Annotated in this window: 15 protein-coding genes; 13 read left to right on the top strand and 2 right to left on the bottom strand. The window is 36.9% G+C overall.

Annotated features, from left to right (window positions below; all coding sequences use genetic code 11):
* Positions 1-204 precede the first annotated feature (204 nt).
* From AC6IWN_RS11935 to AC6IWN_RS11885, 11 genes are all read left to right on the top strand, one after another.
* Positions 205-609, top strand: coding sequence for a secondary thiamine-phosphate synthase enzyme YjbQ (locus AC6IWN_RS11935; protein ID WP_497987637.1), 405 nt, complete (start codon positions 205-207; stop codon positions 607-609).
* Positions 610-684: 75 nt separating this feature from the next.
* Complete coding sequence (locus AC6IWN_RS11930) at positions 685-1,452, top strand: dihydroorotate dehydrogenase electron transfer subunit (protein ID WP_497987636.1); 768 nt, start codon at positions 685-687, stop codon at positions 1,450-1,452.
* On the top strand, positions 1,449-2,351 hold the full coding sequence (locus AC6IWN_RS11925; protein ID WP_497987635.1) for a dihydroorotate dehydrogenase: 903 nt from the start codon (positions 1,449-1,451) through the stop codon (positions 2,349-2,351). Before AC6IWN_RS11930 ends, AC6IWN_RS11925 begins: the two co-directional genes overlap by 4 nt.
* A gap of 170 nt (positions 2,352-2,521) precedes the next feature.
* Positions 2,522-3,202, top strand: coding sequence for an orotate phosphoribosyltransferase (gene pyrE / locus AC6IWN_RS11920; RefSeq protein ID WP_497987634.1), 681 nt, complete (start codon positions 2,522-2,524; stop codon positions 3,200-3,202).
* Between the two features lie 17 nt (positions 3,203-3,219).
* Positions 3,220-3,372 (top strand): hypothetical protein, encoded by a 153-nt coding sequence (locus tag AC6IWN_RS11915; protein ID WP_497987633.1) that lies wholly within the window; start codon positions 3,220-3,222, stop codon positions 3,370-3,372.
* Positions 3,373-3,557: 185 nt separating this feature from the next.
* Positions 3,558-4,601 carry a tRNA preQ1(34) S-adenosylmethionine ribosyltransferase-isomerase QueA gene (gene queA, locus AC6IWN_RS11910; RefSeq protein WP_497987632.1) on the top strand — a complete coding sequence of 348 codons (1,044 nt, stop codon included), beginning with the start codon at positions 3,558-3,560 and terminating at the stop codon, positions 4,599-4,601.
* Between the two features lie 295 nt (positions 4,602-4,896).
* Positions 4,897-6,132, top strand: coding sequence for an ammonium transporter (locus AC6IWN_RS11905; RefSeq protein WP_497987631.1), 1,236 nt, complete (start codon positions 4,897-4,899; stop codon positions 6,130-6,132).
* Positions 6,133-6,147: 15 nt separating this feature from the next.
* Positions 6,148-6,489, top strand: a complete 342-nt coding sequence (locus AC6IWN_RS11900) for a P-II family nitrogen regulator (protein WP_497987630.1) — start codon at positions 6,148-6,150, stop codon at positions 6,487-6,489.
* A 205-nt stretch (positions 6,490-6,694) separates the two neighbouring features.
* Positions 6,695-8,776: a glutamine synthetase III family protein gene (locus AC6IWN_RS11895; RefSeq protein ID WP_497987629.1), complete on the top strand. Its 2,082-nt coding sequence runs from the start codon at positions 6,695-6,697 to the stop codon at positions 8,774-8,776.
* A gap of 273 nt (positions 8,777-9,049) precedes the next feature.
* Positions 9,050-9,391 (top strand): P-II family nitrogen regulator, encoded by a 342-nt coding sequence (locus AC6IWN_RS11890; RefSeq protein WP_497987628.1) that lies wholly within the window; start codon positions 9,050-9,052, stop codon positions 9,389-9,391.
* A gap of 171 nt (positions 9,392-9,562) precedes the next feature.
* Positions 9,563-10,027 (top strand): hypothetical protein, encoded by a 465-nt coding sequence (locus tag AC6IWN_RS11885; RefSeq protein ID WP_497987627.1) that lies wholly within the window; start codon positions 9,563-9,565, stop codon positions 10,025-10,027.
* Between the two features lie 215 nt (positions 10,028-10,242).
* Here the strand turns inward: AC6IWN_RS11885 and AC6IWN_RS11880 are convergent, their stop codons facing one another.
* Positions 10,243-11,643, bottom strand: coding sequence for an NAD(P)/FAD-dependent oxidoreductase (locus AC6IWN_RS11880; RefSeq protein ID WP_497987626.1), 1,401 nt, complete (start codon positions 11,641-11,643; stop codon positions 10,243-10,245).
* A 929-nt stretch (positions 11,644-12,572) separates the two neighbouring features.
* Between AC6IWN_RS11880 and AC6IWN_RS11875 the strand changes: the two genes are divergently transcribed.
* Positions 12,573-13,061, top strand: a complete 489-nt coding sequence (locus AC6IWN_RS11875) for an RNA polymerase sigma factor (protein ID WP_497987625.1) — start codon at positions 12,573-12,575, stop codon at positions 13,059-13,061.
* The gene (locus AC6IWN_RS11870) at positions 13,058-13,615 is read left to right on the top strand and encodes a zf-HC2 domain-containing protein (RefSeq protein ID WP_497987624.1); all 558 of its coding nucleotides are present in this window, start codon (positions 13,058-13,060) and stop codon (positions 13,613-13,615) included. The genes AC6IWN_RS11875 and AC6IWN_RS11870 overlap by 4 nt, the downstream gene beginning before the upstream one ends.
* On the opposite strand, the gene AC6IWN_RS11865 is transcribed toward AC6IWN_RS11870, so the two are convergent.
* The gene (locus tag AC6IWN_RS11865) at positions 13,578-14,399 is read right to left on the bottom strand and encodes a Cof-type HAD-IIB family hydrolase (protein WP_497987623.1); all 822 of its coding nucleotides are present in this window, start codon (positions 14,397-14,399) and stop codon (positions 13,578-13,580) included. The genes AC6IWN_RS11870 and AC6IWN_RS11865 overlap by 38 nt on opposite strands.
* Positions 14,400-14,417: the final 18 nt, after the last annotated feature.

Raw genomic sequence — 14,417 nt, 5'->3', positions numbered from 1 at the left:
TTTTATTCCGATAAAGATATTATAGTGATTAAAGAAACAAGTTTTACTAATATTTGGTACAAACGAATTATCGACATATGCTACAATTTAAGGCTAATATTATATTGATGAATGCTTTTGATATAAACGGAGAAAACTGCTAAATATGTTTCTTCCGGTTGAAGTAGATGATATATTAACAACGAAATAAGGGAGGAATAAATGATGAGTGAAACTTTTACTTTTGGAGTAAAATCAGGGCAGAATTGTGCTATGATTGACATCACCAGGGAAGTTCAGAACAAGGTAAATGAGAGCGGAGTAGTAAATGGGATATGTGTAATCTTTATACCACATACAACTGCAGGAATTACAATCAATGAAAATGCTGATCCGGATGTAGTAAAGGATTTTCTAATGGAAACGAATAAGATTGTTCCGGTAGCGGATAATTATCGTCATAGAGAAGGAAATTCTGCTGCTCATATTAAGGCAAGCATGATGGGGTTTTCTCAAACTGTTATTATAGAAAGCGGCAGATTATTGCTTGGAACGTGGCAGGGGATCTATTTTATGGAGTTTGATGGTCCAAGAATCCGTAAGGTTCAGGTTAAAATTATAGAAGGGTGAAAATAAACCTTGTCCTGCCGGAAGTTTTAGGATAAAATAAGCAAAGAAAATAAAACCATTCATAGGAGAATTTGTATGTCGGCAGCAGTGAAGAACAAAACTCTTATAACAGAAAATGTTATGATAGCGAAAGAAATCTACAGTATGTGGCTGAATGCACCGGATATCGCAGAATCAGCAACGCCCGGACAATTTGTTTCTTTATATAGTAGGGATGGAAGCAAAATGCTACCCAGACCAATCAGTATCTGTGAGATTAATAGAGAAAAGAAAAGCGTACGATTGGTATATCGTATCGCCGGTAAAGGGACGGCAGAATTTGCCGAATTGAAATCAGGGGAATCCATAGAGGCGATGGGGCCACTTGGGAACGGGTTTACTTTGGAAGGAAAGAAAGCACTGTTAATCGGCGGCGGAATTGGAATACCACCGATGCTTGAACTGGCAAAACAGTTAGGCTGCGAGAAACAAATGGTACTTGGATACAGGGATATTACATTTTTAAATGAAGAGTTTGAACAATTCGGTAAGGTATATGTATCGACGGAGGACGGTAGCTTCGGAACCAAAGGAAATGTAATTGATGCGATAAAAGCAAATCAGCTCGAAGCAGATATTATATTTGCCTGCGGACCAACGCCAATGCTTCGTGGAGTGAAGGCATATGCAATCGAGCATGGTATTACAGCACAGTTGTCCATGGAGGAGCGTATGGCCTGTGGCATAGGTGCTTGTTTAGGATGTGTATGTCAATCGAAGGATATTGATCATCATAGTAATGTGAATAATAAAAGAATATGTAAGGATGGCCCAGTATTTTATGCGGAAGAGGTGGAGCTATGAATACAAATGTAACAATCGCAGGAGTTACCTTTAAGAATCCGGTAACAACCGCCAGTGGGACGTTCGGCTCCGGTATGGAATACAGTGAATACGTGGATTTATCAAAATTAGGAGCAGTTACAACGAAGGGTGTATCGGCTGTGCCCTGGCCGGGTAATCCGACACCCAGAGTTGCAGAAACCTATGGAGGCATGCTGAATGCAATTGGTCTTCAAAACCCCGGTGCTGATGTGTTCATAAAAAGGGACATTCCTTTCCTACGCAAATACGATACAAAGATTATCGTGAACGTAGTGGGAAAAACAACAGAACAATATTGTGAGGTGGTAGAACGCCTTTCTGATTGTGACGTTGATATGTTAGAAATCAATATCTCCTGTCCAAATGTTAAGGAAGGCGGCATTGCTTTTGGACAAGATCCTAAGTGTGTGGAGGATATCACAAAGGAGATTAAAAAGTATGCAAAGCAACCTGTGATCATGAAGCTCAGCCCCAATGTAACGGATATTACTGAGATGGCTAAAGCAGCGGAGGCAGGAGGCGCTGATGCATTGTCCCTAATTAATACCCTGACCGCAATGAAGATAGATATTCATAAAAGAGCATTTCTTTTGGCGAATAAAACAGGTGGACTATCCGGTCCTGCAGTGAAACCAGTTGCGATTCGTATGGTATATCAGGTTGCAAATGCGGTTGAGCTCCCAATTATCGGTATGGGCGGAATAGCGAATGCGGAGGATGCATTAGAGTTCATAATGGCAGGAGCTACAATGGTGGCTGTAGGTACTGCTAATTTTATAAATCCGAAGGCAACATCAGAAGTAGTTGACGGTATTGAAGAATATATGAAGAAATACGGTGTTTCTGATATTAATGATTTGATTGGATGTGTAAAATAGTAATATATTTTTCTGAAGGAATATGTTAGAATTAACCATAGTAAATATATAGGGTGATATTTGTTGGATGAAACTTGAGTTGAAACCTCAAACGATAGATTTTTATGCACATTTCTTTATTCTAAACGAATAATAATAGATAAATAGAGAAACATATCAGGAGGAAACAGATGGAACAGTACAAGAAGGAATTTATAGAATTCATGGTGGATTGTGGAGTGCTAAAGTTTGGCGACTTTACAACCAAAAGTGGTAGAAAGACTCCGTTCTTTGTGAATACAGGATTTTATCGAACCGGTAAGCAGTTAAGAAAGCTCGGAGAGTATTATGCGAAGGCTATTAATGATAAATATGGCTTAGACTTTGATGTGTTATTTGGACCTGCTTATAAAGGGATTCCACTTAGTGTAGCAACAACTATGGCTGTTAGTGAATTCTACGATAGAGATATTAAATACTGTTCAAATCGTAAAGAGGTTAAGGATCATGGTGATACTGGTATCCTGCTCGGTTCTCCTTTAACAGACGGAGATCGTGTTATTATTATTGAGGATGTTACGACTGCAGGTACATCCATAGGTGAGACGATGCCAATTCTTGAGGCACAGGCTAAGGTTCAGGTACTGGGGCTGGTAGTATCCGTAGACCGTATGGAAAGAGGACAAGGAGTAAAAAGCGCATTATCGGAGATCGAAGAAAATTATAAGATCGCAACTACTTCTATTGTAACCATGGAGGAAGTTGTTGAGCATTTATATAATAAGACTTATCAGGGTAAAATTATTATTGATGATAATTTGAAAACAGCAATTGATGCATACTATGAGAAATACGGTGTAGTAGAAGCATAATTAAGGAGGTTAGTAATATGATGGAAAAAATTTATCATACGATGAAGTCCGTGGGCGTATGGAATCTTGTTATGGGAATTCTTTTGATTGTAGCAGGAATGGTTTCAGGGATATTACTTATTTTGAATGGAGCAAAGTTACTTAAGAAAAAGTCCGACTTAATATTTTAATGCATAGGCTATTATAGCACAGAAAAAAGGCTATTCAAAACATTAACTGTGATAAGGTTCTGAACTGAGCCGAGTGCAGCAATGTTTTGAATAGCTTTTTTGAGGCGGATGATGAGAATACTGCGATTGAATATTGAATGTTAGTTGGATAGTTTCGTACGATTTGTATGACAAATGGAGGAAGAATGAAAACAAGTGATTTTTATTATGATTTACCGGAAGAACTGATCGCACAGGATCCTTTGGAGGATCGTTCCGGTTCAAGATTATTATTACTGGATAAAAAGACAGGTGAAATCGAACACAGGATATTTAAACATATTATAGATTACTTAATGCCCGGAGACTGTTTGGTAGTGAATAATACAAAGGTTATACCGGCAAGATTAATCGGTGAAAAGATAAAAGAGCAGGAGGATTCAAATCCCGGAGCAAAAATTGAACTGCTTTTATTAAAGAGAAGAGAAAATGATATATGGGAAACACTTGTAAAACCTGGTAAGAAGGCCAGAGTTGGGACGAAAATTAGTTTTGGTAACGGATTGTTAACCGGAGAAATCATTGACGTTATCGAGGAAGGCAATCGTTTAGTACAATTTCAATACAAGGGAATCTTCGAGGAGATTCTTGATCAATTAGGGGAAATGCCGTTGCCACCATATATCACGCACCAATTGGAGGATAAAAGCAGATATCAAACCGTATACGCAAAGTTTAACGGTTCTGCTGCAGCTCCGACCGCAGGGCTTCATTTTACCAAGGGGTTATTAGCTGAGATTGAAGCGCTTGGGGTTAAGATTGCGAATGTAACATTACATGTAGGTCTTGGAACCTTTCGTCCTGTGAAAGTTGAAAATGTACTTGAGCATCATATGCATTCGGAATTCTATCAGGTGTCGGAAGAGGCAGCAAAGATTATTAATGAGACGAAAGAATCAGGAGGCAGAGTGATCTGTGTTGGAACCACCAGTTGTAGAACAATCGAATCTGCAGCAGCTGAGAGTGGTAAAGTACAAGTGGGAAGCGGAGATACCTCTATCTTTATTTATCCAGGCTATCAGTTCAAGGTTATGGATGCATTAATTACTAATTTCCATTTACCGGAATCGACGTTAATGATGTTAGTGTCCGCTTTGGCCGGTCGAGATCATATAATGAACGCATATCATGAGGCGGTGAAAGAGCGTTACCGATTCTTTAGTTTTGGAGATGCAATGTTCATACATTAACAATCTTCACAAAATCTTTATTTCGATGGGTTTCATTATATCTAAAGTATAGAAAATTAAGTATCAGTTTTGTAAATTATGATTAAAATGGTATGAAAACAAAAGAAAATATAGTGAAATAATTAGAAAGTAAAGTTTTTATAAAAATTTTGCTTGACATTAGTATAGTTAGGATTATAAAATATATATATACTTCCGGAAGTATTTTACAATTAAATCAAATTTTGTTTGGTAAAGAGGCCAATAATACGCATGTATTATTGGCCTTAATTTATTTAGTAAAGGAGATTGGAATATGGATCATGGAGACGTAGCTTGGATATTAACTTCATCAGCATTAGTAATGATTATGACCCCAGGTCTTGCATTTTTTTACGGAGGTTTGGTTAAAAGAAAGAACGTTATTAATACAATAATGTCATCTGTAATACTTATGGGTGTAGCATCAATTCTATGGGTATTGGTAGGTTTTTCCTTGTCATTTAGCGGAGATGTAGCAGGAATTATCGGAAATCTTAATTGGTTCGGATTAAATTTTGATACTTTAAAGGATACAACATTGGCTTATCCGAATACACTAGCATTTGCAATTTTTCAAATGATGTTTGCAATAATAACACCAGCATTAATTACAGGTGCTATAGCAGAAAGAATGAAATTTTCTTCATTAGTTATATTTACAACGATTTGGTCAATCATCGTTTATTATCCGTTGGCACATTTACTTTGGGGCGGCGGATTACTCTTCAAGTTAGGCGCAGTTGACTTTGCAGGTGGTAATGTTGTTCATATCAGCTCCGGTGTAAGTGCACTAGTGCTAGCGATTATATTAGGAAAACGTAAGAATTTTGGTAAAGCGACGTATCATCCACACAATGTACCATTCGTATTATTAGGTGCTTCTTTACTTTGGTTTGGATGGTTCGGCTTCAATGCAGGCAGTGCACTTGCAGCAAATGAGCTTGCAGTTCATGCATTTATGACTACCAATACAGCTGCAGCTGCAGCGATGCTTTCCTGGCTCTTAATTGAGCGTGTGAAGAGTGGAAAGCCAACTCTTGTTGGTGCATCTACCGGTCTAGTTATCGGTTTAGTAGCAATCACACCGGGTGCAGGTTTTGTTCCGATTTGGTCTGCTATTATAATCGGTGCATTAGTAAGCCCGATTTGCTACTTCTTCATCACTGTTGTAAAACCGAAACTTGGTTATGATGATGCTTTGGATGTATTTGGATGTCATGGTATCGGAGGTATATGGGGTGGTATTGCAACTGGTTTATTTGCTAAGAGCTCAATTAATTCCGCAGCTCAGTGGGATGGTTTAGTTTTTGGTAATGCTAACTTGTTTGTTCGTCAGCTTGCAGCGATCGGTTCTACCATAGTAATTGCAATCGTTGGTACTTTGATAGCATGCGGTATAGCAGCATTATTTACAAAGGGTATCAAGGTGGATAAGAAGGATGAAGAAACCGGTCTTGATATTTCAGAACATGGTGAATCAGCTTATCCTGCATATAATGGTATGGACTAATAAGGAGGGTATATAATGAAAAAAATTGAAGCATATATCAGACCTGAAAATCTGGAAGATATTAAAGTAATATTAGATAAACATCACCTTGGTGGTATGAGCATCATGCAGATTATGGGATGCGGAAATCAAAAGGGATGGAAAGAATTCGTACGTGGTTCAGAAGTAGATTACAATTTCTTGAAGAAAATCAAGATTGAGCTAGTAGTTCTTGATGATCAAGCAGATGCTGTAGTTGAAAGCATTATTGATGTAGCTCACACCGGTGAATTCGGTGATGGAAAGATATTTATCTATGATGTAGGTGATGCAATCCGTGTAAGAACAAAAGAACATGGTGATGCAGCGCTAAAATAGGTCATAAAAATGACCAAGTAGATATGTGTTTTTATGAGGTTTTTACTACAACTAATTAAATAAAAGTTATCCTTGATCTGAATTCTTAATAAACAAGGGCGTTTACTATGCTGGTAGTAACGCCCTGTTTTTGTGAGAATCAATCTAAATCACCACATGATTTATGTGGTGTTAATAGATATATTATTTTTAGGAGGTGTTTTAAATGGTATTAGAAAAATTACAGACACCAGATGAGATTTTTGGCGAATTTGTTTTTAATGAATCTGTAATGAGATCCAAACTATCTAAGTCGACATTTAAGTTACTGAAGAAAACGATTAAAAACGGTGCTACACTGGATTCTTCCGTTGCTGATGAAGTTGCATCAGTAATGAAGGAATGGGCTATTGAAAAAGGAGCAACTCATTTTACACATTGGTTTCAGCCAATGACGGGTATAACAGCTGAAAAACACGACTCTTTTATATCACCTACGGATGATGGAAAAGTAGTTATGGAATTCTCCGGCAAGGAGCTAATCAAAGGAGAACCGGATGCATCTTCATTCCCTTCCGGCGGTTTACGTGAAACAGCGGCAGCACGTGGATATACTGCATGGGATTGTACTTCTCCGGCATTTGTTAAAGAAGGAACACTCTATATCCCAACGGCTTTCTTCTCTTATACAGGAGAAATTCTCGATAAAAAAGCACCATTATTACGTAGTGTGGAAGCCCTCAGTAAAAACGCACTACGAGTATTGAAGGATCTTGGTAACACTTCTTCAGAATATGTATCTGCTACAGTCGGACCGGAGCAGGAATATTTTATCATTAGCCGTGAGTTGTATGAAAAACGATTGGACTTAATGTTAACCGGCAGAACTTTGTTTGGTGCTAAGCCTCCTAAGGGTCAAGAACTCGAAGATCAATATTTTGGAATATTGAGAACTAAGATAACCGAATTTATGCATGATCTTGATAATGAATTATGGAAACTAGGTATTACAGCTAAAACCAAGCATAATGAAGTGGCACCGGCTCAGCATGAACTTGCTATTATTTTTGATCCAGCCAACGTTGCAGCAGATCACAATTTACTTGTAATGGAGATGATGAAGAAAGTAGCAGAAAAACATGAGTTGATTGCACTCATTCACGAGAAACCCTTTGCAGGTGTAAATGGTAGTGGAAAGCATATTAACTGGTCATTGGCAACCGATGACGGTATTAATTTACTTGATCCTGGCAAAAAACCTAGTGAGAATGTAGTGTTTTTAGTGTTTTTAGCTGCTGTTATCAAAGCAGTTGATAAATATGCGGAAGTACTCAGACTTTCAGTTGCCAGTGCCGGTAATGATCACCGATTAGGAGCCAATGAAGCTCCTCCCGCAATAATTTCCATGTATGTTGGTGAAGAATTGCAGAGTGTTATTGAAGCTTTGGTTAGTGGAAGTTCTTATGAGGATTTGATACGTGTGAAAACAAATCTCGGTGTATCTTCGTTACCGATTATTACAGAAGATACTTCGGATAGAAATAGAACCTCACCGTTTGCATTTACAGGCAATAAGTTTGAATTCCGTATGTGTGGTTCCTCCAACAATATCGCGGAACCTTGCTTTGTATTAAATACGGTAGTAGCAAAAGTCCTCTCTGAAATCGCGGATACACTTGAAGCGTCCGATGATAAAGAAAGTACCGCATTTAGCATTATTAAAGATCTAATAACGACACATAAGAGAGTGATCTTTAACGGCAATAACTATTCTGAGGAGTGGGTAGAAGAGGCTGCCAAGAGAGGGCTTCCGAATATTGGTAATTCTGTGCTCGCAATAAAAGAACTCCTGTCTGAGAAAAATAAAGAAGTATTTGAATCAATGAATGTATTATCCAGTACAGAAATTGAATCACGTTATGAAATACTGCTTGAAAATTATTCGAAAATTATTAATGTTGAGGCACTTACACTGATCGATATCACAGAACGTCAATTATTACCTGCAACACTGAATTATTGTATGAAGCTTTCGACGATAGCAGAAGCTACGGGAAGTACCGCAGCAAAAAGTAATCTTGCTAAAACGGTGAAACTCGGCGACGATATGTATGTAAAATTGGAGGAGCTTAAAATTGCTGTTACCGGTGTTGATAGTGGTAGTGTATATGATACAGCTTTAAGTTATAGGGAGACTGTGCTTAGTGCTATGGAGGCATTACGTGCAGTAATTGATAAGACGGAAGCATTGATACCAGCTGATATCTGGCCGGTACCGGTTTACGCTGATCTATTATTTCGTATTTAGTATTAACAAGGAATATTAATATCGAAGGAGCTATATCTCAAGTTACTAATTTATTAATTAGTTGATTGCGATAAAGCTCCTTTTGCATTCATAGATATTTGATGATATGCGCACTCGCATTGATAGAAATAGTTCTTGATTTCATCCTTAAATATGGTATTATTTAACTAATTAGACAATAAACATGATTTCAGTTCCTACATAAGCACAGTTTGGTTATGCCAAACTTCAATTCTGTATTTAAATAATAATAAAAAGGAGAATTCGAAAACTATGAAGAAGCTTGAAATAGTGATACGCCCTGAGAAATTTGAGGATTTAAAGAAAATATTAAATGATTGCAATGCCCGAGGAATGATGATATCGAATATTATGGGATTTGGCAAGCAGAAGGGTTATACTCAGATTTATAGAGGAACAGAAACACAGGTAAACCTTTTACCTAAAATTAAAGTGGAAACAGTTGTTTCTAAGGAGGATGCGGAAGCAATTATTGAAAAGGTTACAAAAGAAATCAGTACCGGAAATTACGGTGATGGAAAAATCTTTATCTATGATGTAGAAGACAGTGTAAGAATTCGTACCGGAGAACGTGGACAGAGTGCATTAGATTAAAAATTTAATTTGTAACCAATGTGGGTACAAATTAACCTTAAGACGTTTATCCCAACTTGAATATTATATATTATTAAAGGTAACAATATTCGACTTTTATTCAATATTTGTTAACCAATCTGCTTCACACTTAATAAAATAATTGTGTGATTACTTTATTAGGAGCAGATAATGAGAATTGACTTTAAATATATCAAAACCAATATTGAGAGAAAATCCTATTTGTTGATTGGTACAGGATCCGGAAGAAATGTCTTTGACTTAGATAATGGATATGTCGTAAAAGTCGCAAAGAATAAAAAAGGGTTAGCTCAAAACCAAGCCGAGTATCAGATTGCAGCAACAACACATTCCCATGTTTTTGCAAGAATAGTAGCCATATCAGACGATTCCGTATTTTTAATCATGGAGAAAGCGGAGAGAGTTTACTCCATAGCAGAGGTTTGGAACTATTATCATGTCAGAAACAGTAGAGAGTTATTTCGTATAAATGAATTTAAAGACTTTACGGAAAAATATAACTTACTTTATCCGGATTTGAAAAGACCTTCCAGTTGGGGCTTTGTCAAAGGAAGACCGGTCATCATTGATTATGGCTTTACCAAAGAAGTGAGTAAATACTATACGATGTTTTAGAATAATCTGTTTATGAAATTGGTTTTATAAGCAAAAGATGGCGCTAGATTAAAATGTAAAATCTCGAGAATATTAATTATGAAGAATTATGTATAAAAAGAACGATGACAATTTTAATAAAATTAATCATCGTTCTTTTTTGCACTTTATTAGCTAGTCAATTTATTGCGTAACAAGCTCATCATTATATGATTTAAATGCTAATTTTCTATGTTTTATTTGCTCATCGTTTTTAAGATGCTTCGAGCTACACTAATACCGTTCGCAGATGCCTGCTGTAAACCTCTGGTTAAGCCAGCACCATCACCAATGGCACGTAAACCTGCGATGCTTGTTTCAAAATCGGTATTAACAACAACCTTATTGGAATAGAATTTAACCTCTACACCGTATAGAAGTGTTTCATCACTTGCAATACCCGGAGTAACTTTATCGAGTGCGAGAATCATTTCTTTGATGTCTACCATGATACGGTGAGGGAATACAAGGGATAAATCACCCGGTACTGCATCCTTTAATGTAGGAACTAAGTTGTTTCTACAAAGACGTTCTTCGGTAGTTCTACGACCTCTCTGGAAATCACCAAAGGTCTGAACTAAGATTCTTCCGCCGCAAAGCATATTGCTAAGCTGCGCAATATGTTTACCGTATTCAATTGGTGTATTAAACGGCTTTGTAAAATTCTTGGATACAAGAAGAGCAAAGTTAGTATTGTTCGTCTTGTAATCCTTAGATTTATATGCATGACCGTTAACTACTGCAAGATTATTTTCATAATATTCGGTTGCTACCTCGCCGGACGGGTTGGTACAGAAGGTACGTACCTTGTCATCAAAGGTAGGGGTGTAGTATACAAGTTTTGCTTCGTAAAGATTTTTATTCAGGAATTCCATAACCTCATCACGAACCTCAACTCGAACACCGATATCAACGGTACCTACTTTTGTTTCCACACCATGTTCTTGACAGATGTGGCTGAACCAGTCAGATCCTTCGCGGCCAATAGCGGATACGATTTCATTTGAATATAAGGTTTCGCCCTTAGAGGTGATAATTCCTTTTGCCACATTATTCTCTATAATGATGTCCTGAACCATGGTGTTGAATCTCATCTCAACGCCGCTTGTTAGAAGATGTTCCTGTAAACTGGTGTAAATCTTATAGCCTTCTTCAGTACCAAGGTGACGGATGGGACATTCAATTAATTTTAAATTTGCATTGATGGAACGTCTTCTGATCTCACGAATTTCAGTTTCCTTATCAACACCATATACATTAGTGTCGGCACCGAATTTTAAGTAAATATCATCAGATTCTTTTATAAGTTCTACAGCTTTATCATATCCTAAGATGTCCGGAAGAGTTCCGCCTACATCAGGGGATAAGGAGAGCTTCCCATCTGAAAATGCTCCCGCTCCTGCAAAACCTGTTGTAATTGCGCAAGGCTGGCATCCGATACACTTCTTTGTAGTTCTCTTGGGACAAAGTCTTTTCTCAATCGGTCTACCTTTTTCCACCATAAGGATTTTAAGGTCTTTGTTTTCCTTAATTAATTCGTAGGCACAAAAAATACCGGATGGACCGGCACCAATAATAATAACGTCGTAATTCTGCATTCACAACACTCCTTTTGCTCAATGTATCAGTTGTTTCGAACCTTGCTAATTCTATCATACAATAATTCATTATGCAACAATATTCACTGAATAACTAGGGAGTTTACAAAGGATTTACAAGTGAAAAAAAGGGAGTTAACAAAGGGACGATTGCTTTACGCTTAACGGGTATGGGACGTCCGTAGGAAAGCCGGGTTGTAGTTTACTAGTAATTCTATGATACCTAAGTTCATTTGAAACAATCAGAATTCGCAAAAACTCCTCAAGGGATAAAGAAGAAACCTACTCAGTAGCTTTTTTCCTTATCCCCTTCGTCAGACAGTTTGCGCTCGTGCGAATTATCGCACATCTGATTTTTTCCAAGAGTGTGAAAACTGAGCGATTATAATAGAATATAGAAAGTGGAGAAGTTTAAGATGGATATCAAAGTATGATATATTTGTCCATTAAAATTACGATTATCTATGTGTGCTACAATTCCTATGCAATTTCTATAAACGTTTAGATTGAGCAAATTAAAATTAATATGGTAAAAACAGGTATTTTATTGTATTATTTACATTATAAGGTACTTTACATTAGTATAAAATTGTATAAATAATGAGGAGAATTTTAATGAAATATTTTGTGATAGGTTTTATCATTTCTATATTACTGTTGAGTTCATCTAAGTCCATTTATATTCAACGGCTAATTGTGTACCTTCGTACTTCGATTAAGGATACTACATCCACCATACTAAAAATATTTAAAAGAAATAAAGAGAATTTATTTGCTGTCTTTAATAAAATCAAACAGTAGCTAATAAGCAGAGTGAGATTCACTCTGCTTAAAAAATGATGTTTTTCAACATTATGTTGTGACAGAGCCTTAATTTATTTTGTGATATTTTTCATTATAAGGAGTCTTATCAATGAGGAGGTGGTTTGGTGGCTGGGTTCGACCAGTTTTACGAGCAATATTTTAATGATGTATATAAGTATCTAAGGGGATTGACGGCTAATGAAAGTTTGGCTGAGGAATTGACGCAAGAAGCATTTTATAAGACCTTTCGTTCCCTTCATCAGTTTCATGGAGAGTGCGAGGTTCGTGTCTGGATTTGTCAGATAGCGAAAAACTGTTATTTTTCTTATCTAAAAAAACAAAAGAGAATTACATCAGAAGAGGAACTTGATAATCTCTGCATAACGGAGGAGAGTGTTGAGTCGATGCTAGCGAATAAAGAGATGGCATTCCTGATTCATAGGCTCATTCATGATTTACAAGAACCATATAAGGAAGTGTTTTCCTTAAGGATATTCGGTGAGTTGAAGTTTAGCCAGATTGCCGCACTGTTTGGTAAAACGGAACATTGGGCTTGTGTTACATACCATAGAGCTAAGTCAAAAATTCAAGAAGGAATGGAGGAGAATAAGTGAAGATAAGATGTGATGTAATTCAAGATCTATTGCCGCTTTATGCGGAAGACATAGCAAGCCAGGGAAGCAAGGAGATGGTAGAGGAACATATTCGTGATTGTGAGGAATGTAAAATGGAACTTGATAAAATAAAACAACCAGAGATTAAAGTTACAAAGAGAGATTGGGATCAAGTGAATCATTTTGCAAAAAAGTTCAAGAAGCATATATTTAATATCGTAGTATTATCCGTATTTGTAACGGTTTCGGTAATTGCTTTAATATCTGGGCTGTTTTTTCTAAAGCCAGGTGATGAGATGGGATATGTGATTTTTTACTTTTATCTGATTATGCCTTGTACGGCCTTTGTTTGCTCATTATTACTTGGAATGAGAAGGACAAAATTAAAATACCTAACGCCGATTTTATTTGGAAGCTTTGGTTTAATCGTACCAGCTATAATTTTTAATAATTTTGATTGGTTTGCGCTAGGTTTCGGCTTTTATCCTTCTTTGATTGGTTTAATTCTAGGTCATATTATTTATTTGTTACGAGGAAAGCGCAAGAATCAATAAACTCAAAATGCATTAGGGCATGTGCAATTCCATCATCATCAACATCCTTGGTTACAAAGGATACAACCTTCATAACTTCTTCTTCGGAATTGCCCATTCCGATACTGTGTTTCACATAATTCAACATGGAGAGATCATTTGCACTATCTCCAATTGCATAGGCATTTTCATGAGGAATATCAAGGTGCGTTAGTAGATATTCGATTCCGGAGGCTTTTGAATAGCCTTTTGGAATCACCTCTAGAAATAACGCTCCATCACGAACAATAAAGTCAAATCGGTCTGAGTATTTATCAATAAAAGATTTGATATCAGCTTTGTCACTTACCCAGAGACAGAACTTATCAAAAAGAATATCCGGATCATCCGTCGTCGATACATTAAAATTATATCGATTCGTAAATTTATCTTTAAGTTCAATAAGTAACGGATGTTCATATTCTTTATCAAAATAAATAGTGTCAGTACCCTCTATAACTGACTGAATCCCGAAGCGGCGAGCATCCTCAACGATTTCTTTGCAAAGTTCATTGCTTAAGCTTTGATGAAACATCACTTCCCCGTGAAGCGATATGTAGGTTCCGCAACCGCATACATAACCGTCAAAACCGACATTTTTAATTTCATCATCTATTTCGGAATACGTACGCCCCGTATTTATAAAGGTTAGATGGCCATTTTCCCTAGCCATGCGAATCGCTGCTTTTGTGCTGTCGAGTATCTTAGAATTTCTGTGACTTAAAATTGTTCCGTCTATGTCAAAAAATATGATTTTAGTATCCATGTGTGCAACTCCTAACGT

The organism is Variimorphobacter sp. HTMS_6, from assembly GCF_059717775.1.
Note: the sequence above shows the minus strand (reverse complement) of the source record. Positions and strands in the feature narration are given on the sequence as shown.